The organism is Mycolicibacillus koreensis (assembly GCF_002104795.1).
Classification (GTDB): Bacteria; Actinomycetota; Actinomycetes; order Mycobacteriales; family Mycobacteriaceae; genus Mycobacterium; species Mycobacterium koreense.
In genome coordinates this window covers 41,277-63,809 of record NZ_NCXO01000015.1, presented here as the reverse complement: position 1 = coordinate 63,809, position 22,533 = coordinate 41,277, and the positions used below count along the sequence as shown (strand labels likewise).

Sequence of the window (22,533 nt, the reverse complement as noted above, 5' to 3'; positions counted from 1 at the left end):
GGACATTCATGCAGCTAGGGGTCGGTGGGCAAGGAAAGCCGGCCTACCGCGACGTCTCGCCGTAGATGCCCCTGACGACGAGGTCGACCGCTGCTCGGGCCAAGGCGCGGTCGTGCTGGGTACCGGGACCGAGCGACGGGTCGCTGGCGTACATCCCGAACGGGATAGCGATGATCACCCGTGCGGTGGCGTCGATGTCGATGCCCGGGCGCAGGTAACCGGCCGATGCCCCCTCGTCGAGGAACCTTTCGACCGCCGACTTGATCATCGCGAACGCACCGAGCCAGCGCTCGCGCATGTCGGGGTCGTTCAACGCGGCTACGGCCAGCAACATCCGCGGCAGCCTGGGCTCTTGCGCGATCAGGTCGACGATCAGATCGCCGAGCCGGTTGGCCCTGTCACGAAACTCGTCAACGGTGGTGGGCAGTTGCGTCGTCGCTTCGACGAGCGCTGACATGACCGGGGTCAAGCTTTCCTCGATTGCCTGCTCGAGAATGTCGCGCTTGTTGGCGAAATAGTTATAGACCATCGACGGGGCCGAACCGAGTCGTCGGCCGATGTGGGCAATCGTTGTTTCCTGGTAACCGCGCTCGGCGAACTCACTGAGCGCCGCGTCGATGATCTCCGCGCGGATCATTTCGGCGCGCTGGATGCGCTGCCGCTCGGCTAAACGCGGTCGATCGGTGTCGGGGGTGCCCACGCGCCACATCCTAGCCACCCGATGTGGGTAAGGCGTGCGCGGCGATGGGGTTTCGGGACCGCCGCTGACCGGGGGCGACGGGGCGCGACCCGTCGTTGAGGACCGTGACGGGGCCGGGCGGAAATCGGTGCGCGCCGCGGCACCAGCGAACGGAGGCCGCACGCCGGGACCGCACGGGAACGGGGTGTTCGGTCCCGGATTCAGAAACCCCAGTCGGACTTCTCGGCGGCGCGCTGCTTTGCGTTTGAGCGGATCGTCGCTGCGGTAGTAGTCGACGATGATCTGCGCCTTGCGCTGCAGGTAGGGATTTGCCTCCGACCAGTCGAACGCCGCGTCGATCTCCTTGGTCGAGCACAGGGTGGAGAAGATCGAGCTGTCGATCTTCGCGTGCACCGATTCCATGAACGCGATGTTGGTCAGCACGGCTTCCTCGTACGGGGTGGCCGCGTCGGCGATCATCGAAAGTTCGGCTCACCGTAATCAAGTTCGTGGATGGGCGGGCGGCACCGCGGAAAGTGATTGCGATCAACACGGCTCATCGGTACGTATCTCGGTCCGGCCCGTTGTCGCCGGAAAGGGAAACTAGTGGCGTTCACGGAGATCTCCGTACCGATCGCTCCGTGTGTCGAGGCCTCCCCGCAGCAAAACTGCTATCGTTGACAACTATGTGGTGTGATGCGGCGCGCAGCGGGCAGCGGCGGTGAGCGCCGGGCCGTGGCTCAGCGAGCCGGAGCAGACGATGTGGCGCAGCTACCTGGAAAGCACCCGGTTGTTGCTGCGCGCCTTGGACCGCCAGCTCAGCGCCGACGCCGGGATCTCGCTGTCGGATTTCGAAGTGCTGGCACTGTTGTCCGAGGCGCCCCAGCGACGGCTGCGGATGAGTGAACTCGCCGACAGTGTGGCGACCACCCGCAGCGGCATCACCCGCGCGGTCGCGCGCCTGGTCGGGTTGGGCTGGGTGCAGCGCGCCGAGTGCACCGAGGACAAGCGCGGCTCGTATGCCGAGCTCACCGATGCGGGGCTGCAGAAGGTGCGCGCCGCGGCACCCGGGCATGTGGCGGCGGTGCGCGCGAACCTGTTCGATCTGCTCAGCGCTCGCGACGTGGAGCTGTTCGGCCACGCCTACGGACAGATCCGCGACCACCTGGCCGACCAGTCCTGACCGGCGGGGCTAGCCGTCTGCGCCGGCGTGCCACCCGTGCAGGAACGTGACCCAGTCGGGTGGCAGCCCGTGGTGGCGGGCGCCGTCGAGGATCCGCTCCAGATATCCCGGGCGTGGCGGGCCGGGGTTCACCCGGTGGTCGAGATACACCCACGCCTCGACGATCCCGGCGTCGGTGTGCACCGGTAGCCGTTCGCGGCGGTAGTGCGCGGGCACGCTCTCGGCGCGGTCCAACGCGGCCAGATCGGTGTCGGTGAGCTGCCACAGCACCCCGTGGACGGCCCGTCCCGGTCGTGGTGCGACGGTGGCCACCCCGCGCTGGTTGATCAGCCAGTCGTGGTCGGCCAGCAGCGCTGGGCGCGGGGCGCACGCGCCGGGGCAGCGCCGGGCCATCTGGTGCACACACAGGTTGGACCCGTAGGCGAAGTAGCGGTGCGGCGGGCCGCTCACCCTAGCCCCACACGGTCAGGTAGATCAGCATGACGTTGAGCAGGGTAACCACCGCGGTGACCAGCCAACCGAACGTCGAGGTCAGCCGGTGGTTGACGTCGGCGCCCATCAGGGCGGGGTTGCTGGTCAGCCGGATCACCGGGATCAACGCGAACGGGATGCCGAAGGAGAGCACGACCTGGCTGAGCACCAGGGCGCGGCTCGGGTCGACCCCGATCGCCAGGACCACCAGCGCGGGGATCAGTGTGACGAGCCGGCGGGTCAGCAGCGGCACCGAGATGCGCAGCAGGCCCTGCATCACCATCGCCCCGGCGTAGGCGCCGACCGACGTCGATGCGAGCCCGGAGGCGAGCAGGCCGATGGCGAAGAACAGGGCGACGGTCGGGCCCAGCGCATCGCGCACCGCGGCGTGCGCGCCTTCGATCGACTCGGTGTCGCTGCGTCCGGCCAGGTTGGTTGCGGCCACGATCAGCATCGCGGCGTTGACCGCGCCGGCCACCAGCATCGCCAAGGCCACGTCCCATCGGGTGATCCGCAGCAGTCGACGTCGTTGCGGGCCGGCGGCGGGCTGACCGTGGCGGTCCCGGCTGAGCCCGGAGTGCAGGTACACCACATGGGGCATGACGGTGGCACCGAGGATCGCCGCGGCCAGCAGCACGCTCTCGGCCCCGTCGAAGGCGGGAACCAGCCCGGCGGCGAGCTCGCCCGGCGGGGGTGGTTCGACCACCAGGCTGGAGAGGAACCCGATCGCGATGATCAACAGCAGACCGCCGATGACCAGCTCGAATGTCCGCTGGCCGCGCCGGTCCTGCACCGCCAGCAGAAGCAGCGACACCGCTCCGGTGACGATGCCTCCGATCAGCAGCGGCAGACCGAACAGCAACTGAAGGGCGATTGCGCCGCCGACCACTTCGGCCAGGTCGGTGGCCATCGCCACCAGCTCGGCCTGCAGCCAGTAGCCGATCCGGGTGGCGCGGGTGCTGTGGTCGGCGACCGCTTCGGGCAGGGTCCGACCGGTGACCAAGCCGAGTTTGGCCGACAGATACTGCACCAGTCCGGCCATCACGTTGGCCACGACGATCACCCACAGCAGCAGGAACCCGAACTGCGCTCCGGCGCTGACATTGGCCGCGACGTTGCCCGGGTCGACGTAGGCGATCGCGGCGACGAACGCCGGACCGAGCAGATACCACCCGGGTCGCACCGGCGCGACGGTCTGCTGAGCCACCGCACCCCACCTTCGCTCTCGCCGTGCAAACAAAAAAGTTAGGGTATGCGAAAGTTCAGCGGGGTCGGTGGGCGGCCCACCGTCGCGGTGGCGCTCACAGGTCGGGGACCGGCAACTCCATGTTCGGTGCCACCAGCCCGCCGTCGACCTCGAGCGCCGTGCCGGTGAGATAACCGCCGGCCGCCGAGGCCAGATACACCGCGGCCGCGGCGACGTCGGTCGGCTCGCCGAGTCGGCGCAACGGGGTGGCCTGCTCCAGGGCGTGACGCAGGTCGTCGTTGGCGGCCACCGCGTCCAGCGCGGAGGTGAGGATCGCCCCCGGCGCGATCGCATTGACCCGCACGCGCGGGGACAGGTCGCGGGCGGTCAGCCGGGTGTAGTGGGCCAACGCCGCCTTGGCGGTGCCGTAGGCCGCGAAACCGCGCCCGGCCAGTCGGCCCACCGCGGAACTGATGTTGATGATCGCGCCGCCCCCGCTGTGGGCCAGCATCAGCGGGACCGCCGCGGTGGTCAGCGCGTGCGCGGTGAGCACGTTGAACGCGAATGCGTCCGCCAGTGCGGCCGTCGACGTCGACAGCAGCGGTGCGGGCATGGCGCCGCCGACGTTGTTGACCACGACGTCGAGCCGGCCGAACTGTGCGACGGCGTGGTCGGCGAGTGCGCCGGCGTCGTCGGGGTCGGCCAGATCCGCGGCGACGACGTGAGCGCGGCGCCCCGCGCCGCGGATCTGGTCGGCGACCGAGTCGAGTTGGTGGCGGGTGCGCGCGGCGATCACCACGTCGGCACCGGCTTCGGCGAAGGCCACCGCGATGGCCGCTCCCAGCCCGCGTCCGGCCCCGGTGACCACCGCCGCCTGACCGTCGAGGCGGAAACTATCCAGAATCATCGGGCCAACCTAACAACCGTGCCGGCGCATCGTCAGGACTTAGTCAGGACTTAGTCGGGGACTTAGCTGGAGTCTTAGCTGCAGACTTGGCCCGCGGCTTGGCCGGGGACCTGGTGGTTTTCGATGTCGTGGAGGCCGTGGATTTACCGGAGCGGGATTTCACGCTGGCCTCCAGCTTGGCGAGCAGATCGGAGACGTCCTCGCTCTCGTCCAGTTCGGTGGGACGCTCGGTGGCGGTAAACGCTTCGCCGCCCTGCAGTTTCGCGGCGATCAACTCGCGCAACTGCTCCTGATAGTCGTCACGGTAGTGCTCGGGATGGAACTCGTCGGCCATCGACTCGACCAGCTGGCCGGCCATTTTCAGTTCGGCCGGTTTGATCTCGACCTTCTTGTCGAGCACCGGGAAATCCGGATCGCGGATCTCATCGGGCCAGCGCAGCGTGTGCAACACCATCACCGACCTCTTGGAGAAGTCCTTCACCCGCAACGCCGCCAGGCGGGTCTTGTTGCGCAAAGCGAAATGCACGATCGCCACCCGGTCGCTACCGGCGAGTGTCTGCGCCAGCAGCACATACGATTTCGTCGATTTCGCGTCAGGTTCCAAGAAATAGCTGCGGTCATAGAGCAACGGATCGAGATCCTCGGCCGAGATGAACTCGGCGACGGCGATCTCGCGGTCGGCTTCCTCGGGCATCGTGGCCAGGTCATCGTCGGTGATGACCACCATCGCCCCGTCGTCGGATTCGTAGGCGCGGGCGATGTCGCGGTATTCGACCGCCTCACCGCAGACGTCGCACACCCGCTGGTAGCGAATCCGGCCGTGGTCCTTGGCGTGGACCTGGTGAAATTTGATGTCGTGGTCCTCGGTCGCCGCGTAGAGCTTGACCGGCACGTTCACCAACCCGAACGCGATCGATCCCTTCCAGATGGCCCGCATACGGCCAGTATGCCCGCGCCGGGCCCGCTCTACTCCGGTTCCGGCGCGCCGGCCAGAGCGCGGCGGTCGGGCAGATCGGCGCCTCGGCGCCCCACGGTCACCGCCGCACAGCGTGCCCCGCCGCGCAATGCCGCGGCCAAGGTGGCGAGGCCGATACGCCGCAGCGCCGCCCGCCGGTCCCCGCCGAGCAACCCGGCGGCCGCCAGCGCGTCGAGGAACCCGACGGTGAACGCATCCCCGGCCCCGACGGTGTCGAGCACCGGTACCGGCGGTGCGCTCACCGTGGCGCGCCCCGCTGCGCAGAACCCGACGGCGCCGCGTGCGCCGTCGGTGAGGACCACCGCCGCCGGCCCACGCGCCAGCCAGGACGCGGCGACGTCGTCGGGTGCACGATCCGGTGCGATCCAGCGCAGGTCCTCGGTGCTCACCTTGACCAGGTCGGCGCGCTCCACCAGTCGGATGAGGCGCTCTCGAGCCGATCCGGCGTCGGCGATGAATTCCGGGCGCACATTCGGATCCAGGCTCACCGTGGCCGACAGTCGATAGGTGTCGACCAGCGCGGCCACCGCCAGGCAGCCCGGATCGCGGACCGCGGCGATCGAACCGGTGTGCACCACCTGCGGCGGCGGCACCTCCGGTGTGCCGGTCAACTCCCAGCTCAGATCGAAGCGGTAGTCGACGGCGCCGCCGGTGCCGAGATCGGCCCGGGCGCTGGCCGTGCGCGCCGCCCCGACGCTGCCGACCACCAGTCGCACACCGGAGGATTGAAGATGGTCGATGATGCGCCGACCGGCCGCGTCATCGCCGAGACGGGTCAGGAAGTCCACGCCGTGACCCAAGCGGCTCAATCCGATGGCGACGTTGAGCGGACTGCCGCCGACCGCCTCCCCGAGAAGCTCACCGTCGCGGTAGACGCGGTCGATCAGAGACTCCCCGATCACCAGCGCCGCCACCATGTGCCCGACAGTACCGCCGACCGGCGCCCGCGCGGACGACAGGCGACGTACGTTGGCAGCATGACGCGTTCGCCGGTCACCCTGACCAACGCCGAGAAGGTGTTGTATCCGGCGACCGGGACCACCAAAGGCGACGTCTTCGCCTATTACACCGAGATCGCTCCGGTGCTCGTGCCGCACACCGCCGGTCGGCCCGCCACCCGCAAGCGCTGGCCCGACGGGGTCACCGCGCCCGCATTTTTCGAGAAACATCTGGCCGCCTCCGCCCCGGAGTGGCTGCACCGCGGCTCAGTCGCCCACAAGTCGGGAACCACCAGCTACCCGATCATCGACGACATCGACGCCGTCGCGTGGATCGCCCAGCAGGCCGCGTTGGAGATCCATGTGCCGCAATGGCGTTTCGTCGATGAACATCCCGGACCGGCGACCCGGCTGGTGTTCGACCTCGACCCCGGCGAGGGAGTGCCGATGGCGCAGATCACGCAGGTGGCGCGGGCCATCCGCGCGTTGCTCGCCGAGATCGACTTAGATGCCTACCCGGTGACCAGTGGCAGCAAGGGGGTGCACCTCTACACCCCGCTGCAGCGTCCGGTCAGTTCCGCCGGGGCCTCGACGCTGGCCCGCCACATCGCCGAGCAATTGCAGCGCGACCTGCCCGATCTGGTCACCGCGACCATGGCCAAGGCCGCACGGACCGAAAAAGTGTTCGTCGACTGGAGCCAGAACAACGCCGCCAAGACCACCATCGCCCCGTACTCGCTGCGTGGCCGGGACCATCCCACCGTCGCCGCGCCGCGCCGCTGGGAGGAACTCGACGAGCCGGATCTGGCTCAACTGCGCTACGACGAAGTGCTGCACCGGGTGGCGCGCGACGGTGACCTGCTGGCTGAACTGGACCCCGTCACCGCCCACCGCGGCGCCGACCGCCTGCAGACCTACCGGCGGAAACGTAACGCCGCCAAGACCTCCGAGCCGATACCGGCGAGCGCCCCAACCACCGGTGGCAACGACGTGTTCGTCATCCAGGAGCATCACGCCCGCCGACTGCACTACGACGTCCGTTTCGAGCGCGACGGTGTGCTGTTGAGCTGGGCGGTCCCGAAGAACCTTCCCGACGATCCCGGGGTCAACCACCTGGCGGTGCGCACCGAGGATCATCCGCTGGAGTACGCGCGGTTCCAGGGAACGATCCCCGCCGGCGAGTACGGGGCCGGCACAGTCAGCATCTGGGACACCGGACGCTACGACACCGAGAAATTCACCGACGACGAGATCATCGTGGTCCTGCACGGCACCCGCGTCACCGGCCGCTACGCGCTGATCCGCACCGACGGCGACCAGTGGCTGGCGCATCGCATGAAAGATCAACGCCTGGTCGCGTTCACTGATCTCGAGCCGATGCTGGCCGCCGCCGGGTCGGTCGAGGGGCTGCGGCGCGACCGCTGGGCGTTCGACGGCAAGTGGGACGGCTACCGGATGATGGTGTACGCCGACGCCGACACGGTGCGGTTGCGTTCCCGCAGCGGACGTGACGTGACCGCGGAGTATCCGCAGTTGCAGCACCTGGCCGACGAGGTGGGCGGCCACCGGGTCGTCCTCGACGGCGAAGTCGTGGTGACCGACCGGCGTGGGGTGCCGAGTTTCGGCGCACTGCAGAACCGCGGACCAGAGCAGGCCGTCGAGTTCTGGGCGTTCGATCTGCTGCACCTCGACGGGCGTTCACTGCTGCGGGCGCGGTACCGCGATCGGCGCCAACTGTTGGAGACGCTGGCCGCGGGCACCGCGATGACGGTGCCGGCGCTGCTTCCCGGCGACGGCGCCGCGGCACTCGGGGCGGCCCGTGAACGCGGCTGGGAAGGGGTCGTCGCCAAACGCTGGTCGGGCACCTATCAGCCCGGGCGGCGGTCGTCGCTGTGGGTCAAGGACAAGCTGTGGCGCACCCAGGAGGTCGTCATCGGCGGGTGGCGCCACGGTGAGCGCCCCGGCGGGATCGGCTCGCTGCTGATGGGGGTGCCGGCAGATGCGGGGGCCACAGGTTTGGTGTTCGTCGGCAAGGTCGGCACCGGATTCACCGAGCGTGCCCTGGCCGAGTTGGCGAAGGCGCTCACGCCGCTGCGCACCGACGTCTCGCCGTTCGCCGACCGGCTCAGCACCCGCGACAGCCGCGGGGTGACGTTCGTTCGCCCGGAGTTGGTCGGCGAGGTGCGATTTGCCGAGCGCACCGCCGACGGGCGGCTGCGCCATTCAAGCTGGCGGGGCCTGCGGCCCGACAAGAGCCCCGGGCAGGTGGTCGCGGAGTGGTGACACGAGACAGGGAGGCGCGATGAAGTGGGTGACCTACACCGACGGCGGCCTGGAGCGCACCGGTGTGGTGCACGACGGGCAGATCCACGCGGTCACGCCGGGGGTGACGTTGCTGGAACTGGTGGGGCGCGGTGCCGACGGGCTCCGGGCGGCCGGGCAGGAGGCGCTGCGTTCCCCGGCGGCGATCACGCCATTGAACGGTGCCGCGCTGCGGGCTCCGCTGCCGCGTCCGCCGTCGATCCGCGACACGCTGTGCTTCCTCGAGCACATGCGGAACTGTCAGGCCGCGCTCGGTCGGGGACGCGACCTCGCCGACACCTGGTACCGGGTGCCGGCGTTCTACTTCGCCTGCCCCACGACCGTGCTGGGGCCCTTCGACGACGCGCCGATGGCCCCGGGAAGCGCCTGGCAGGACTTCGAATTGGAGATCGCGGCGGTCATCGGCGTCACCGGCTCCGATCTCAGCGTCGAGCAGGCCGAGGAGGCGATCATCGGCTACACCATCTTCAATGACTGGTCGGCGCGCGACCTGCAGCAATTGGAGGGTCAACTCGGCATCGGCCAGGGCAAAGGAAAAGACAGCGGAGTGACCCTGGGGCCCTATCTGGTCACCCCCGACGAGCTCGGCGACTACCGCACCGACGGCAAGCTGGCACTGGCGGTGAGCGCCGCGGTCAACGACGTCGAGATCGGTTCGGGGTCGACCGGATCGATGGATTGGACGTTCGCAGAAGTCATCTCCTACCTTTCCCGCGGTGTCACCCTGGTGCCCGGCGACGTGATCGGCTCGGGCACGGTGCCGACCTGCACCTTGCTGGAACATCTGGATCCGGACGACCCCCAGGCCTTCCCGGGGTGGCTGCGCGACGGCGACGTGGTGACGTTGCGGGTGCAGGGACTGGGGCAGACCCGGCAGCGGGTGCGGGCGACTCCGCCGCCGCAGCGGCTCGCGGTGCGGCCACGCCCCGACGACGCGCCGTCGCAGCGGCCGAATCCTGCACCGGCACAGGTGCCTTACCGCCGCGGTCTGCACACGGTGGGCGATCGGGTATGGGCTTGGACCCTGCCCGACGGCGGATTCGGGTGGAGTAACGCCGGGTTGGTAGCAGGTGACGGGGAGTCGCTGTTGGTCGATACGTTGTTCGACCTGCCGTTGACTCGAGAGATGTTGGACGCCATGGGGGCGATCACCCGACACGCGCCGATCAGCCACGCGGTGTTGACTCACGCCAACGGTGATCACGTCAACGGCACCCAACTCCTCGACGGCGCGGTGCGCATCGTCGCCGCGTCGGCCACCGCCGCGGAGATCGACAACGGACCCGAACCGGCGATGCTGGCGAGGACCCAGGTGGCCGATCTGGGTCCGGTCGCCACCCGATATGCGCGAGATCGATTCGAACACTTCGATTTCAGCGGTATCACGGTGCGCAACGCCGACACCACCTTCGATGATCGGTTCGACATCGAGATCGGTGGGCGCACGGTCACCGTGCTCAACCTCGGTCCGGCGCACACCGCCGCGGATTCGGTGGTCCACGTCCCCGACGCCGGGGTGCTGTTCGCCGGCGATCTGCTGTTTGTCGGCTGCACCCCGATCGTGTGGGCGGGGCCGATCGACAACTGGATTGCCGCGTGCGACACCATGATCGGGTTGTCGGCGCAGACGATCGTTCCGGGCCACGGGCCGGTCTGCGGACCGGAAGCGATCGCGGCGGTCGGTGATTACCTACGGTTCGTCGTTGCCTGTGCCGATGAGGGGCATCGGCGGGGGTGGTCGTTCACCGAAACCGCCGACCGGATCGATCTGGGTGGGTTCGCGGACTGGCTTGACGCCGAACGGATCGTGGCCAACATTCACCGGCGCTACCGCGAACTCGACGATGCCACGCCGACTTTGGATCTGATGCGACTGATGAGACTGCAGGCAGAGTGGCTCGCCACGCGCACCCGCGCCCGCCGCTGACATCAGCAGCGTGTGGCGGCGCGGATGCGGCGCAGGTGCTCTTCGCTCTGACCGTGACCGGCCGCGGCGAGGCGCAGTTGGCGAACCGCGCGCTTGTAGTCGCGAAGATCGGTCTCGCGGCTGGCCCGTAAGCAAGTCCTGGTATCCATGGCGCACCTCCTCCGGCTATCCCGAATACTCGTCGTGTCTGTGGGTCCGGTGCCGTGCCTTCTCGACAGCTCACCGAAAACCCATGCGTACAACGCTATTGTCGGCGCAGAGGTTTCCCGGTGGCGGTGCCCGAGGCGGTGAGCTTGCTTACACCGTGGTGTTTTTCGCCCACCTGTCACCTCGCGTCGTGATATGCGCAGGTGGCGAGGGTCGGGTCGGGGGAGACCGCGGTGAGCACCGACGATGACGTCGCTCACACCGGGCGTCGGAGTTGGGTTGTTGTTAACCCAACCGAGGCGGGAGCGTGACCTCGACGTCGTCGAGCGGGAACGGCGGATACCCGGCGACGCCGACCACCGACAGCGTTCCCCACGGTGTGCGCTCGGTGACCCGGGCGTCGGCGCGGTGGGCGCCGATACGGATCGCCACCTGTGAGCCGGTCACCTTGGGGCCGGTGAGTTCTCCGTAGAGCATGCCCTGCCAGTGGTACTGACCGTCGATCGGATCGAAATGCCCCGTCAGCCGGATCCGGCTGGTCTGCTCGGTGCCGTCGTGGGTCACCACCGCGGGACCGTCGTAGAGGTCCTCGTCGCTGTCGGAGGCACCGCTGACGTAGAAGCGCGACACCCCGCGGGTGGGCAGGCGTCGGTGCACCCGCACCCGCGAGCGCGCCTCGATGCGCTCGGCGCCGCCGGCGCGCACCGCGGCGACCAGCCGTGCCACATAGGCGGCCTGTCGACGGGTGTGCGGACCCGGCACCCGGAAATAGTTGGGGATGCCGTGGACGGCGACGAGGTCCTCACCGGCGGGGGTGGTGTCGATCACCAGCCGGGTGCGGTGCGAGGCCGCCGTGTCGTCGCCGTCGGTGCCGACCGTCCACGTGTCGGTGGCGCTGTCGAAGCGTGTGTGCGCGCCGGCGGGGGCGACGTGGTCGACGGTGATCAGGCCGTGCAGGCGATCCGGGTCGCCGACGACGGTGACGGTGGCCACCGGCGGCATGGCGCTGACCATGGTGTCGGGGGTGCCGGCGGGCCCGGGAGCCGCCGTGGTGCTCACAGGAACCCGGCCCGACGCCAGCTGCGCCGCGCCAGTCGACCCATCAACCCGACCTCCTCGAAGAACGCCGCCAGCGGTGCGAACGCCGAGCGGCAGGCGGCCCGGAAGTGCGGGTTGGCCCGGGCTTGGCGGCGGGCGGCCCGGCCGTCGAGTCCGACGCGGCGGTACACCAGCGGCATCGTGAACAGGTAACGGTAGAACGGCCCGCCGACACCCTGCAGGTTCGCCAGGTAGGCCCGGCGGTACCGCGGCATCGCCGGGACCTGCTTGCGCAGACCGTCGCGGGCGAACTGGATGTGACGGGCCTCTTCGGTGACGTGGATACGCATCAGCCTGGCCACGATCGGCTGCAGGTCCGGATCGTCGAGGATCTGGCGTTGCAGCGCGTCGAAGATCTCCTCGCCGACGAGGGCCGCCCCCCACAGCACGCTGCCGCGGAACAGCAGCGGAAGTGTGTTGATGACGATCCGCTGGTGCAGCCGCGGGCGCACCGGCACACCCCCGATCCGGTCGATGGCCTTGCCGAACATCAGCATGTGGCGGGTCTCGTCGCCCAGTTCGGTCAGCTTGTAGTGGGTGGCCGCGGCGGTGGGGTTCTGGTGCATCATGTCGCGCAGCAGCGCCTGGTTGAGGATGTTCTCAAACCAGATCCCGGCCGACAGCAGGTTCACCAGCTCCTGGCGCGACATCTCGATCTGCTGCTCGCGGCTCATCGCCTCCCACATCGGGGTGCCGTACAGCGAGCACATCCGTGGCGGCAGAAAGAACTTCCCGTCCTCCAACGGGGCGTCCCAGTCGATGTCGACCACCGGGGCGTAGGACTTGCGCACCGAGCCTTTCAGCAGGCGTTCGGCGACCTCGTCGCGGGTGCGTGCGGCGGTTTTCTGCGTGGTGGACGTAGCGGTCGTGGACATGGCGGGAATCCCTTCGCTGCCGTGGCGTCAGTCGACATTTAAGGATCAACAACCGAATAAGTCAATACCTACGGTACCGGATACCGGAAGGTATAGGTGGCTGGGCAGGGGGCCTTGGCTACGCTGCCGGTGTGCGCACCCTCCACGTCATCGGCATCGGGGTGGGCGACCCCGATCAGCTCACCGTCGCGGCGATCCGAGCACTCAACGACACCGACGTGTTCTTCGCGATGGACAAGGGCGAGCGCACCGCCGACCTGGTGGCGGTGCGCCGGCGGATCTGCGACCGCTTCATCGACGATCCGGACTACCGGTTCGTGACCCTGCCCGACCCGGTGCGCGCCGCCACCGCTCCCGACGTCGACTACCGGACGACCGTGGCCGAGTGGCATGACGCCCGGGCCGCGGTGTGGGCCGAGGCGATCACCACCGAACTGCCTCCCGACGGCATCGGCGCGGTCCTGGCCTGGGGCGATCCCGCCCTCTACGACAGCACGCTGCGCATCCTCGACGCCGTCGCCGACCGGGTCGCCCTGCGCTACGACGTGATCCCGGGCATCACCGCGATCCAGGCGTTGACCGCCGCACACCGCATCCCGCTCAACGACGTCGGACGCCCGGTGCTGATCACCACCGGCCGGCAACTGCACCCACAGGCACTGACCGGGACCACGGTGGTGATGCTCGACGGTGACTGCGCGTTCACCGCATGCCCGCCGCAGACCCGGATCTGGTGGGGCGCCTATCTCGGTAGCGACGACGAGGTGCTGGTGGCGGGCACCGTCGACGCGGTGGCGGAGAAGATCGTCGCCACCCGCGCGGCCGCCCGGGCCCGTCACGGCTGGATCATGGACACCTACCTGCTGCGCCCCGCGCCGGACCTGTTGCGCCCCGCGCCGGACCGGCCCGTGGCATGATCGCGGCCATGGGGCCGTTTCTGCTGCGTGCCGCGCTGACCGGACTGGCGTTGTGGGTGGTGACACTGGTGGTCGGCGGGGTGGACTTCGTCGGCGGGCAGACCACCGTCGAACGGGTGGGGATCATCTTCGTCGTCGCGGTGATCTTCGGGTTGGTCAACGCCTTCGTCAAACCCGTGGTGCAGATCCTGTCGATCCCGCTGTACATACTGACCCTGGGCCTGATCCACATCGTCATCAACGCGGCGATGCTGATGCTCACCGCCTGGATCACCGAGCACACCACCCACTGGGGGCTGCGCATCACGCAATTCTGGCCGACGGCGATCTGGGCGGCGATCGTGCTGTCGCTGGTCGGCTGGGTGTTGTCGCTGGTGGTGCGGGACGTCGGTCGCGCAGCCGGGTGATCGGAGCGCAAATCACCACCACATCGGGCCGCCGCGGCGCCCGCACCGCCGCGGCCACTACCGCGCTGTTGATCGCGCTGGCGGTGGTCGCGGTGCTCGCCGATCGGGCCGGCGCCGGCACCGGCATCGATCACCGGGTGCTGGACTGGTTCGTCGCGCAGCGTCGGGACTGGCTGACCCCGCCGATGCTGGTGGTGTCGCAGGTCAGCAGCCGCCTGGCGGTGGCGACCGCAGCCCTGACGGCGGCCGCGCTGCTGGGGTGGTGGCGGCGCTCGGTGCGTGTCGCGGTGATTATCGTCGCCACCTGCGGCGGTGCCGGAGTGGTCGGTCTCGGCGTGAAATATCTCGTCGGTGCGGCCCGGCCGCCGGCGGCGGTGCATCTGGTGGCCAAGACCGGCCCGGCGTTCCCGTCCGGGCACGTCACCTACGGCCTCGCGTTGATGGGGATCCTCGCCGCCGTCGTCGTCGGCGGTCACGCCGGCCGGGCGGTGGGCGCGGCGCTGACCGCGGTCATCGGGGTGGCCACCGTCGCGATCGCGGTCAGCCGGCTGTACCTGGGGGTGCACTGGTTGACCGACGTGGTCGGCGGCGCGCTGCTGGGGTCGGCGGCCGTCCTGGTCGGCGCCTGGGGATACCGGGTGAGCAGAGACCGGCAGACTGGATGTTGTGCCTGAGTTGCCCGAGGTCGAGGCCCTCGCCGAGTTCCTGCGCCACCACGCGGTCGGCCGCACCGTCGGTCGCGTCGACGTGGTCGCCTTCTCCGCGCTCAAGACCGTCGATCCCGCCCCGCAGGCACTGGCCGGCCGCGCGGTGCTGGCCGCACGGCGGTGGGGCAAGTTCCTCGGACTGCAGGTCGAGGACGGCTATCTGATCGCTCATTTGGCGCGGGCGGGCTGGCTGCGCTGGTCGGACCGGTTGGCGGCGGCGCCGCCGCGCCCGGGCAAGGGTCCGATCGCGCTGCGGGTCCATCTGGGGCCGCCGTCCTCGGCGCCCGGGTTCGATCTCACCGAGGCCGGCACCCAGAAGCGGCTGGCGGTGTGGGTGGTCGCCCACCCCGAGCGGGTGCCGGGCATCGCCGGCCTCGGCCCCGACGCCCTCGCCGTGAGCGCCGACCATCTGGCGACGGTGCTCGGCGCCCACAGCGGACGGCTCAAGACCACCCTGACCGACCAGCGGGTGCTCGCCGGGATCGGCAACGCCTACAGCGACGAGATCCTGCACACCGCGAAGCTCTCCCCGTTCGCGATCGCCAACACCCTGACCGCCGGGAGCATCGAGGCTCTGCACGCCGCGATGACCGGGGTGCTCACCGACGCGGTGGCCCGGTCGGTCGGGCAGCAGGCCGCGACCCTCAAGGGGGAGAAACGTTCCGGACTGCGGGTCCACGGCCGCACCGGGCTGCCGTGCCCGGTCTGCGGCGACACCGTGCGGGAAGTGGCCTACGCCGACCGATCGTTCCAATACTGTGCCACCTGTCAGACCGGTGGGCGGGTGCTCGCCGACCGCCGGATGTCGCGGCTGCTGAAATGACCGACCGCCCTCGGGCGGGTTTTTGACGGTTGTCGAGTCGGGCTATCCTGTCGGCGTGACGCGTCGACGAATCCTCATCACCGGTGCCAGTTCGGGGCTGGGGGCCGGTATGGCCCGTGCCTTCGCGGCCAAGGGGCGCGACCTTGCGCTCTGCGCGCGGCGCCTCGACCGCCTCGACGAGCTCAAGGCGGAGCTGACCGAGAGCCACCCCGGGATCCGGGTGGCGGTCGCCGAACTCGACGTCAACGACCACGAGCAGGTGCCGAAGGTGTTCGCCGCGCTCGCCGACGAACTCGGGGGCATCGACCGGGTCGTGGTCAACGCGGGCATCGGCAAAGGGTGGACCCTCGGCGACGGCAAGCCGTGGGCCAACAAGGCCACGCTGGAGACCAACCTGGTCGCGGCGCTCATCCAGATCGAAACCGCCCTGGAGATGTTCAAAAAGGCCGGCTCCGGGCATCTGGTGCTGATCTCCTCGGTGCTGGCCAACAAGGGCGTGCCGGGTGTGAAGGCCGCCTACGCCGCCAGCAAGGCCGGGGTGTCCTCGCTGGGGGAGTCGCTGCGCGCGGAGTACCCCAGTGGTCCGATCGCCGTCACCGTGATCGAGCCCGGTTACATCGAATCGGAGATGACGGCCAAGTCGAACTCGACGCTGCTGATGGTCGACAACGACACCGGCGTCGCCGCGATGGTGGCCGCGATCGAACGGGAACGCGGACGGGCGGTCGTGCCCACCTGGCCGTGGGCGCCGCTGGTCCGGCTGCTCCGGGTGCTGCCGCCCCGGCTGACCAAGCCGTTCGCCTGACCCACCGTTCGCCTGACCCGGTGGCCCCGCACCGCCCCCCACTGACAGGAACTTGACAGGAAACGTCAAGCTGGCACGGTCGGCATTCCCAGTCAGCGGCGTTAGCCTAACCGTTCCGTGGTCGCTGTCGCCCGCGAGGTGCACAGCATCCTGGGGCTGGGAGGTGACATCGTGCGATGGCTGGACACACCCGGCGACACCCTGGTGACGCATCGGTCGATGTTCTTCTCGGCCGCCACCGAATTTCTGGACCGTCGGCTGCACCGACCCTGGCGCAAGCGCGGCTCCTAACCGAAAGCGCAGCCGCCGGGAACCCCCGGACAACGCCCTGACCACCGGACGTCGGCTCACCGTGGCGCCAGCGCACAGCCGGGCATCACCGCCCAAGCGCCCCAGCCGCCCAAGCCGCGCGACGTCGCCGCAGCCAGAGGTTGAACGACATGAACTTCGCTCTCTACCCCCCGGAAATCAACTCCGGCCGGATGTACACCGGCCCGGGCGCGGGCCCCATGACCGCCGCCGCCGCGGCCTGGGACGCCCTGGCCGCCGAACTGCACACTGTCGGCGTCTCGGCGCAGGCCGCCGTGGCGGGGCTGACCGAGACGAGTTGGCAGGGGCCGTCGGCGACGGCGATGAGCGCCGCGGTCGCGCCCTATCTGAGCTGGGTGCACACCACCGCCGCGCAGGCTGAGGAGACAGCCGCTCAGTTGCGGGCGGCGATCGTCGCCTACGAGGCGGCGTTCACCGCGACGGTGCCGCCGCCGGTGATCGCCGCCAACCGCAGCCTGCTGATGTCGCTGGTCGCGACGAATATCCTCGGCCAGAACACCGCCGCCATCGCGGCCACCGAGGCGCATTACGTGCAGATGTGGGCCCAGGATGTCGCGGCCATGGTCGGCTACGCCGCCGCGGCCGCCGCGGCGACCGCGGTGACCCCGTTCAGTGAGCCGCCGCCGACCTCGCAGACGATGGCCGCCGACGCGGCGGGCGCCGGTGCGCACGGTGCCGGCCTGCCCACCCAGTTGGCGCAGCTGAGCACGGTGGTACCGGCGGCGCTGCAGCAGTTGGTCGTGCCCGCCGCGGCGCCGGCCACGCTGGCGGCGCCGGCGGCCGCGAGCGCGCCCAGCGGTCTGATCTCGACATTGACCGGTGCGTTCTCGCCGATCGGGGTCGGTGCCATCGCCGGTGTCGGATGGCTGGCCGCGATGCAGGTCCTGGGGTTGTCCCAGAACGGGGCGGGCGTTTCGGGCCTGCTCAGCGGCCACCCCCACCCCGGCGGGGTGCTCGGTCCGCTGGCCGGGGGCTACATCTCGGCCACCACCCCAGCGCCCACCGCCGGGGTGGCACCGAGCGCCCCCGTGACCGCGGGGCTGGGCAACGCCCGGCTGGTCAGCGGGCTGGCGGTGCCGCCCAGCTGGGCCACTGCCGCCCCGTCGGTGCGCACGCTCGCGGCGGTCAGTTCGTTGACCGGCGCCGGGCCGGCGGCCACCGGTGAGGCCCGGCTGTTCGGCAACATGGCGATGTCCAGCCTGGCCGGCTCCGCGATGGGCAACGCCGGGACCCGACCGATCGCGGCGACCGGCACCGCCCGCGCTGTCGGCGGTGCCGCCGCCGCCGACGACGACACGGCCACCAGCGCGACCATCATCGTGATCCCGGCCGGTACCGAGGGCCTCGACGGGCTGGGCGGGCCGTCGTGATCACCGCTGTCGCCGTGGGGGCCGCATCGACGCGGCGCCGAGACCCATTCCGCACCACATCTTGGGAGGACCGATGTCTTTTCTGAACACCGAACCGGAGGCCCTGGCGGCCACCGCCGAGGCCCTGCGCGGCCTGGGGGCCGCGATGGGCGCCGAGAGCGCCGCGGCCGCCGCGCCCACCACCGCGGTCGCCCCGCCGGCCGCCGATGACGTCTCGATGCTGGCGGCCGCGCAGTTCGGCCTGCAGGGCCAGCTCTACCAGTCGGTCGCCGCGCAGGCGGCCGCCGTCCACCAGATGCTGGTGGCGACCCTGAGCGGCAACGCCGGGGCCTACAGCGAAGCCGAGGCGACCAACATGACCGCGATGGGTTAGGGCGTGGACGCCGCATGAGCTTCGCAGCGATGACCCCCGAGGTCATCTCCACCCAGATGTACACCGGCCCCGGCGCCGGGCCGCTGCTGGCGGCCGCCACCGCCTGGGAGCGGGTGGGGACCCAGTTGGCCGCATCGGCGACGGCGTTTCAGTCCCAGGTCGCCGCGCTGGTCGGCGGGCCGTGGCTGGGGCCGTCGTCGGTGAGCATGGCCACCGCGGTCACGCCGTACATCCACTGGATGACGACCACCGCCGCGCTGGCCGCCCAGACCGCGGCCCAGGCCACCGCGGCCGCCACCGCGTACGAGGCGGCGTTCGCGGCGGTGGTGCCCCCGCCGGTGATCGCGGCCAACCGCGCCGAGTTGGCGAGCCTGGTGGCCACTAACGTCCTCGGCCAGAACATGGTGGCGATCGCGGCGACCGAAGCGGCCTACGAGGCGATGTGGGCCCAGGACGTCGCCGCGATGACCAACTATTCCGCCGCCGCGGCGTCGGCGACCCGGCTGACCCCGTTCAGCGAGCCGTCGCGAACCGGCAACGGTGCGCCCGGCTCGGCGGCCGCGACGCTGACCGGGCCGGTCTCCGCCGCGCGCTCGGCGGTGCCCACCGCGCTCGCCGCCGCACCGGACAACCCGCTGTCGTCGCTGGCCTCGGCGTGGCAGTCGATCTTCGGGGAGCTGTCCTCGTCCTCGCGGATCGGGACGGTCGCCAACGTGGCGATGAGCGCCACCAACTTCGGCATGGTCGAGTTCAAGGTGGCCTCCCACCCCGCCGTCGGGCTTCTGCCGCTGCCGAAGTCGGGGCTGGGGGCCGGGCTCGGGGAGACCGCCGCGGTGCACTCCGGCGGGTTGATGCGCCAGGCGAGCCCTGCCGCCGTGAGCCCGGCGACCGCCGGACTGGGGCGGGCACCCGCGGTGGGTGGGCTGTCGGTGCCGCCCAGTTGGGCCTCGGCGACGCCGGCGATCCGGCTGGTGGCCGCCGAGGCCGGTGGCTCGGGTCTGGCGGCGGTTCCCGCCGCCGACGCGCCCGGCGGTTGGGTGAACCCGGCCGCCCTGGGCAGCCTCACCGGCGGCGCGGTGGGCTCGTCGGCGCCGCGGATCGGCGGTGCGGTCGGTCTGCGGGTGCGCGCCGGCAAGGACGGTAAGTCGCCGGTTCAACTCGATGAGGTGATCAGCCAGCTCAAGCAGCGCCGGGATTCGGTGCAGCACTGGCATGTTGAGCAAGACGGCCTCGACGATCTGCTCGCGAAACTATCCACCAAGGCGGGACTGCACGCGGTGCATGTCACGTCGGGAACGAAGACACCGAATCAGGAAGGTGCGATGTGATGGTGTGCAACAACGGTGCTGGTCTGCGCACCCGGTTGGCGGCCGGTCTGCTGGGCGCGTTGGGCGTCGCAGCGGTGATCGGTCTCGCCGCACCCGCGGGTGCGGAGCCGGGAACCGACGGCACCCCCGGCTCCCAGGACGACGGTTTCATCGATGCTCTGCGCGCGGCGGGAATCACCTTTCCGGATCCGGCGCAGGCGGTCTCAGCGGCCCACACCATGTGCGGATTGGCCGACAGCGGTGAACCGGGCCTGGAGATCCTGCACGACCTGAAGGTCAACAATCCCGGAATCAGTACCGACGGCGCTGCGGAGTTCGCCGCGATCGCCGCGAACACCTACTGCCCGCATGAACTGGCTCCCACCGGATAGCGGCTAAGCCGACCGTCCCCGCTCGGAGCGGTAGCGACGCACCAGGGCGTCGGTGGAACTGTCGGAGAGGGCAGGGGGCGCGGCGTCCTCGGTGAGCACCGGAACCAGCGCCTTGGCTTGGGTTTTGCCCAACTCAACACCCCACTGGTCGAACGAGTCGATACCCCACACCACCCCTTCGGTGAACACCTGGTGCTCATAGAGTGCGATCAGTTGGCCGAGCACCGACGGGGTCAACCGGGTTGCCAGAATCGACGTGCTCGGCCGGTTCCCGGGCATCACCTTGTGGGGGACGACCGCGTCCGGGGTCCCCTCGGCGGCGATCTCCTGGGCGGTCTTGCCGAACGCGAGCACCTGGGTTTGGGCGAAGAAATTACTCATCAACAAATCGTGCATGCTGCCGTCGCCGTCGGCGGTGGGCAGGTCGTCGAGCGGTTCGGCGAAACCGATGAAGTCAGCCGGAACCAGCCGGGTGCCCTGGTGCAGCAACTGGTAGAAGGCGTGTTGACCGTTGGTTCCCGGCTCTCCCCAATAGATTTCACCGCTGTCGACGCTGACGGCGGTGCCGTCGGTGCGCACAGATTTACCGTTGGACTCCATCGTCAGCTGTTGCAGATAGGCGGGAAACCGCGCCAGGTCATTGGCGTACGGCAACACCGCACGGGACTGGGCGCCAAAGAAATTCGTGTACCACACGCCGAGCAGGCCGAGCAGGGCCGGTGCGTTCTCCTCCAGAGGTGCGGTGCGGAAATGCTCATCGACCGTGTGGAAACCGGCGAGGAACTCGGCGAAGCGTTCCCGGCCGATCACCGCCATCACCGACAGGCCGATCGCCGAATCCACCGAATACCGTCCGCCGACCCAGTCCCAGAACCCGAACATGTTGGTCGGGTCGATGCCGAACTCGGAGACCAGCCGTTCGTTGGTGGACACGGCGACGAAATGCTGTGCGACCGCCGCGTCGCCGAGTGCGTCGGTGAGCCAACGTCGGGCGGCGGCTGCGTTGGTCAACGTCTCCAGAGTGGAGAACGTCTTGGAGGCAACGATGAACAACGTCGTCGCCGGATCCAGATCGGCCAGGGTGGCCACCAGGTCGGCGGGGTCGATGTTGGAGACGAAGCGGGCCGAGATCCCGGCGTCGGCGTAGTGGCGCAGCGCCCGATACACCATCGCGGGCCCCAGGTCCGATCCGCCGATGCCGATATTGACCACGCAGCGGATCGGCTTGCCGGTCGCCCCGGTCCAGGCTCCGCTGCGCACCCGGTCGGTGAACTCGCCCATCGCGGCGAGCACCGCGTGCACGTCGGCGACCACGTCCTGGCCGTCGACGGTCAGCGTCGCCTCGCGCGGCAGACGCAGCGCGGTGTGCAGCACCGCACGGTCTTCGGAGGTGTTGATGTGGTCCCCGTAGAACATCGCGTCACGATGACGTTCGAGTTCCGCGGTGCGGGCCAGATCGCAGAGCAGCCGCACCGTCTCGGCGGTGATCCGGTGTTTGCTGTAGTCGATGTAGAGATCGCCGACCCCGACGGCGAAGGTGCGTCCGCGGTCGGGGTCGGCGTCGAACAGCTCGCGAAGATGGGTGCTGCGGATCTGTTCATGGTGTTGAGTCAGCGCACTCCACGCGGAGCTCGCGGAGATATCCGAGGCCATCCTTCGACTCTAACGCGGCCCGGGCCGGCTCACCCGCCGGCGAGCACCCGCGGGTAGAGAACGTTGTTCTCCTTGTGGACGTGCATGTGCAGATCGGATTCGATCTCCTCGAGCCCGGCCAGCATCGCCATGTAGGAACCGCAGGCGTCGGCGGGCACCGTGTAGTCGTCGGTGAGCCGGCGCAGTTCGGCGAGCAGTTCACCGGCCCCGTCGTGTTCGACCATGTTCTCCTTGAGGGCGCTGCGCAATCCCTCGGGCAGCGGGCCGTCCGCGGCGCCGTCGCGGGCGGTGATCGCCGGGAACAGCTCTTCCTCCTCCTCCCGCAGATGCGGCTCGATGCCGTTGCGGAGTTTGGTGAACACATCGCGAACCTGGGCCAGCTCACCGTGATTGGGCCCGTGCACCCGGGCGACCTTGTCCACCAGCACCTGCATCCGCGGGAACTCCTCCCACAGGAAGCGGTGATGGGTGTCGACGACGTGCTCGATCAGGGCGGTGTCACCGAGGTCGGCCCAACTCTCCCTGGTCCCGGGCGATTCGGTGTTCAACGCGGCCAGCAACTCCTCGACGTCGATCTTGGCTTCCGCGCACGCCTCGCTGACCGGCCGCTGACCGTGACAGCAGTAGTCGATGCCGAACCGGTCCATGATGCGGGTACGGGAGGGGTCGGCGGTCACGATGTCGCCGAGGATCGTCTCGGGTGTGTAGGTGGTCATCGCAAGTCTCCTTCAGTGCGGTGT

At 69.8% G+C, this 22,533-nt stretch carries 23 protein-coding genes and 2 pseudogenes; 13 read left to right on the top strand and 12 right to left on the bottom strand.

Translation table 11 applies throughout. The features are described 5' to 3' along the window. Positions 1-43: 43 nt before the first annotated feature. Positions 44-637: a TetR/AcrR family transcriptional regulator gene (locus B8W67_RS21275; protein WP_234806709.1), complete on the bottom strand. Its 594-nt coding sequence runs from the start codon at positions 635-637 to the stop codon at positions 44-46. 294 nt (positions 638-931) lie between these two features. Further along, positions 932-1,165 (bottom strand): annotated as a pseudogene (locus tag B8W67_RS20835) (ribonucleotide-diphosphate reductase subunit beta); the annotation flags it as partial. Positions 1,166-1,439: 274 nt separating this feature from the next. On the opposite strand from B8W67_RS20835, the gene B8W67_RS08930 reads away from it, so the two are divergent. Next, the gene (locus B8W67_RS08930) at positions 1,440-1,862 is read left to right on the top strand and encodes a MarR family winged helix-turn-helix transcriptional regulator (RefSeq protein ID WP_085303559.1); all 423 of its coding nucleotides are present in this window, start codon (positions 1,440-1,442) and stop codon (positions 1,860-1,862) included. 30 nt (positions 1,863-1,892) lie between these two features. On the opposite strand, the pseudogene B8W67_RS08925 reads toward B8W67_RS08930, so the two are convergent. The 5 genes and pseudogenes from B8W67_RS08925 to B8W67_RS08905 all read right to left on the bottom strand — a co-directional run. Beyond that, positions 1,893-2,312 (bottom strand): annotated as a pseudogene (locus tag B8W67_RS08925) (gamma-glutamylcyclotransferase family protein); the annotation flags it as partial. Between the two features lies 1 nt (position 2,313). Continuing rightward, the gene (locus B8W67_RS08920; RefSeq protein ID WP_085303535.1) at positions 2,314-3,540 is read right to left on the bottom strand and encodes an Nramp family divalent metal transporter; all 1,227 of its coding nucleotides are present in this window, start codon (positions 3,538-3,540) and stop codon (positions 2,314-2,316) included. Between the two features lie 94 nt (positions 3,541-3,634). Continuing rightward, entirely contained in the window at positions 3,635-4,426 is a 792-nt protein-coding gene (locus tag B8W67_RS08915; RefSeq protein WP_085303534.1) for an SDR family oxidoreductase, read from the bottom strand. Positions 4,427-4,469: 43 nt separating this feature from the next. Continuing rightward, positions 4,470-5,363 (bottom strand): non-homologous end joining protein Ku, encoded by an 894-nt coding sequence (gene ku / locus B8W67_RS08910; protein WP_085303532.1) that lies wholly within the window; start codon positions 5,361-5,363, stop codon positions 4,470-4,472. 29 nt (positions 5,364-5,392) lie between these two features. Further along, a complete protein-coding gene (locus tag B8W67_RS08905; RefSeq protein WP_085303531.1) occupies positions 5,393-6,319 on the bottom strand; it encodes a carbohydrate kinase family protein in 927 nt (308 codons plus the stop codon). Positions 6,320-6,379: 60 nt separating this feature from the next. On the opposite strand from B8W67_RS08905, the gene B8W67_RS08900 reads away from it, so the two are divergent. Then, a complete protein-coding gene (locus B8W67_RS08900; protein WP_085303530.1) occupies positions 6,380-8,623 on the top strand; it encodes an ATP-dependent DNA ligase in 2,244 nt (747 codons plus the stop codon). Between the two features lie 19 nt (positions 8,624-8,642). Beyond that, positions 8,643-10,589 carry a fumarylacetoacetate hydrolase family protein gene (locus B8W67_RS08895; protein WP_085303529.1) on the top strand — a complete coding sequence of 649 codons (1,947 nt, stop codon included), beginning with the start codon at positions 8,643-8,645 and terminating at the stop codon, positions 10,587-10,589. 2 nt (positions 10,590-10,591) lie between these two features. Here B8W67_RS08895 and B8W67_RS20830 read toward each other — a convergent pair whose 3' ends face one another. The 3 genes from B8W67_RS20830 to B8W67_RS08885 all read right to left on the bottom strand — a co-directional run bounded on the left by B8W67_RS20830 (position 10,592) and on the right by B8W67_RS08885 (position 12,709). Then, the gene (locus tag B8W67_RS20830) at positions 10,592-10,738 is read right to left on the bottom strand and encodes a hypothetical protein (RefSeq protein ID WP_163797290.1); all 147 of its coding nucleotides are present in this window, start codon (positions 10,736-10,738) and stop codon (positions 10,592-10,594) included. Between the two features lie 283 nt (positions 10,739-11,021). Next, positions 11,022-11,795, bottom strand: a complete 774-nt coding sequence (locus B8W67_RS08890; RefSeq protein WP_234806706.1) for a DUF4873 domain-containing protein — start codon at positions 11,793-11,795, stop codon at positions 11,022-11,024. Then, entirely contained in the window at positions 11,792-12,709 is a 918-nt protein-coding gene (locus tag B8W67_RS08885) for an AurF N-oxygenase family protein (protein ID WP_085303528.1), read from the bottom strand. The genes B8W67_RS08890 and B8W67_RS08885 overlap by 4 nt, the downstream gene beginning before the upstream one ends. A gap of 131 nt (positions 12,710-12,840) precedes the next feature. Between B8W67_RS08885 and cobF the strand changes: the two genes are divergently transcribed. From cobF to B8W67_RS08840, 10 genes are all read left to right on the top strand, one after another. After that, complete coding sequence (gene cobF, locus B8W67_RS08880) at positions 12,841-13,626, top strand: precorrin-6A synthase (deacetylating) (RefSeq protein ID WP_085303527.1); 786 nt, start codon at positions 12,841-12,843, stop codon at positions 13,624-13,626. 8 nt (positions 13,627-13,634) lie between these two features. Then, positions 13,635-14,033, top strand: coding sequence for a phage holin family protein (locus B8W67_RS08875; RefSeq protein ID WP_069391447.1), 399 nt, complete (start codon positions 13,635-13,637; stop codon positions 14,031-14,033). Beyond that, positions 14,030-14,707, top strand: a complete 678-nt coding sequence (locus B8W67_RS08870; RefSeq protein WP_085303526.1) for a phosphatase PAP2 family protein — start codon at positions 14,030-14,032, stop codon at positions 14,705-14,707. The genes B8W67_RS08875 and B8W67_RS08870 overlap by 4 nt, the downstream gene beginning before the upstream one ends. Then, entirely contained in the window at positions 14,700-15,563 is an 864-nt protein-coding gene (locus tag B8W67_RS08865) for an Fpg/Nei family DNA glycosylase (protein WP_069391356.1), read from the top strand. Before B8W67_RS08870 ends, B8W67_RS08865 begins: the two co-directional genes overlap by 8 nt. Positions 15,564-15,618: 55 nt before the next feature. After that, complete coding sequence (locus B8W67_RS08860; RefSeq protein WP_085303525.1) at positions 15,619-16,368, top strand: SDR family oxidoreductase; 750 nt, start codon at positions 15,619-15,621, stop codon at positions 16,366-16,368. Positions 16,369-16,485: 117 nt separating this feature from the next. Further along, complete coding sequence (locus tag B8W67_RS20825) at positions 16,486-16,659, top strand: hypothetical protein (RefSeq protein WP_163797292.1); 174 nt, start codon at positions 16,486-16,488, stop codon at positions 16,657-16,659. Between the two features lie 149 nt (positions 16,660-16,808). Beyond that, a complete protein-coding gene (locus tag B8W67_RS08855; protein WP_069391358.1) occupies positions 16,809-18,068 on the top strand; it encodes a PPE family protein in 1,260 nt (419 codons plus the stop codon). 73 nt (positions 18,069-18,141) lie between these two features. After that, on the top strand, positions 18,142-18,441 hold the full coding sequence (locus B8W67_RS08850; protein ID WP_069391359.1) for a PE family protein: 300 nt from the start codon (positions 18,142-18,144) through the stop codon (positions 18,439-18,441). Between the two features lie 14 nt (positions 18,442-18,455). Further along, positions 18,456-19,769 (top strand): PPE family protein, encoded by a 1,314-nt coding sequence (locus B8W67_RS08845; RefSeq protein ID WP_085303524.1) that lies wholly within the window; start codon positions 18,456-18,458, stop codon positions 19,767-19,769. Further along, the gene (locus B8W67_RS08840) at positions 19,769-20,140 is read left to right on the top strand and encodes a DUF732 domain-containing protein (protein WP_085303523.1); all 372 of its coding nucleotides are present in this window, start codon (positions 19,769-19,771) and stop codon (positions 20,138-20,140) included. The genes B8W67_RS08845 and B8W67_RS08840 overlap by 1 nt, the downstream gene beginning before the upstream one ends. A gap of 3 nt (positions 20,141-20,143) precedes the next feature. Here the strand turns inward: B8W67_RS08840 and pgi are convergent, their stop codons facing one another. Both pgi and ric read right to left on the bottom strand, forming a co-directional pair. Continuing rightward, positions 20,144-21,793, bottom strand: a complete 1,650-nt coding sequence (gene pgi / locus B8W67_RS08835; RefSeq protein ID WP_085303522.1) for a glucose-6-phosphate isomerase — start codon at positions 21,791-21,793, stop codon at positions 20,144-20,146. A 29-nt stretch (positions 21,794-21,822) separates the two neighbouring features. Then, positions 21,823-22,509, bottom strand: coding sequence for an iron-sulfur cluster repair di-iron protein (gene ric, locus B8W67_RS08830; RefSeq protein WP_085303521.1), 687 nt, complete (start codon positions 22,507-22,509; stop codon positions 21,823-21,825). Between the last annotated feature and the right edge of the window lie 24 nt (positions 22,510-22,533).

Excerpts from the sequence above, each read along its gene's own strand:
- B8W67_RS20830 (WP_163797290.1), bottom strand. The coding sequence starts at position 10,738 with ATGGATACCAGGACTTGCTTACGGGCCAGCCGCGAGACCGATCTTCGC.
- B8W67_RS08845 (WP_085303524.1), top strand. The coding sequence starts at position 18,456 with ATGAGCTTCGCAGCGATGACCCCCGAGGTCATCTCCACCCAGATGTAC.
- B8W67_RS08850 (WP_069391359.1), top strand. The coding sequence starts at position 18,142 with ATGTCTTTTCTGAACACCGAACCGGAGGCCCTGGCGGCCACCGCCGAG.
- B8W67_RS08900 (WP_085303530.1), top strand. The coding sequence starts at position 6,380 with ATGACGCGTTCGCCGGTCACCCTGACCAACGCCGAGAAGGTGTTGTAT.
- B8W67_RS08915 (WP_085303534.1), bottom strand. The coding sequence starts at position 4,426 with ATGATTCTGGATAGTTTCCGCCTCGACGGTCAGGCGGCGGTGGTCACC.
- B8W67_RS21275 (WP_234806709.1), bottom strand. The coding sequence starts at position 637 with ATGATCCGCGCGGAGATCATCGACGCGGCGCTCAGTGAGTTCGCCGAG.
- B8W67_RS08855 (WP_069391358.1), top strand. The coding sequence starts at position 16,809 with ATGAACTTCGCTCTCTACCCCCCGGAAATCAACTCCGGCCGGATGTAC.
- pgi (WP_085303522.1), bottom strand. The coding sequence starts at position 21,793 with ATGGCCTCGGATATCTCCGCGAGCTCCGCGTGGAGTGCGCTGACTCAA.
- ku (WP_085303532.1), bottom strand. The coding sequence starts at position 5,363 with ATGCGGGCCATCTGGAAGGGATCGATCGCGTTCGGGTTGGTGAACGTG.
- B8W67_RS08930 (WP_085303559.1), top strand. The coding sequence starts at position 1,440 with ATGTGGCGCAGCTACCTGGAAAGCACCCGGTTGTTGCTGCGCGCCTTG.
- B8W67_RS08875 (WP_069391447.1), top strand. The coding sequence starts at position 13,635 with ATGGGGCCGTTTCTGCTGCGTGCCGCGCTGACCGGACTGGCGTTGTGG.
- ric (WP_085303521.1), bottom strand. The coding sequence starts at position 22,509 with ATGACCACCTACACACCCGAGACGATCCTCGGCGACATCGTGACCGCC.
- B8W67_RS08840 (WP_085303523.1), top strand. The coding sequence starts at position 19,769 with ATGGTGTGCAACAACGGTGCTGGTCTGCGCACCCGGTTGGCGGCCGGT.
- B8W67_RS08885 (WP_085303528.1), bottom strand. The coding sequence starts at position 12,709 with ATGTCCACGACCGCTACGTCCACCACGCAGAAAACCGCCGCACGCACC.
- B8W67_RS08895 (WP_085303529.1), top strand. The coding sequence starts at position 8,643 with ATGAAGTGGGTGACCTACACCGACGGCGGCCTGGAGCGCACCGGTGTG.
- B8W67_RS08905 (WP_085303531.1), bottom strand. The coding sequence starts at position 6,319 with ATGGTGGCGGCGCTGGTGATCGGGGAGTCTCTGATCGACCGCGTCTAC.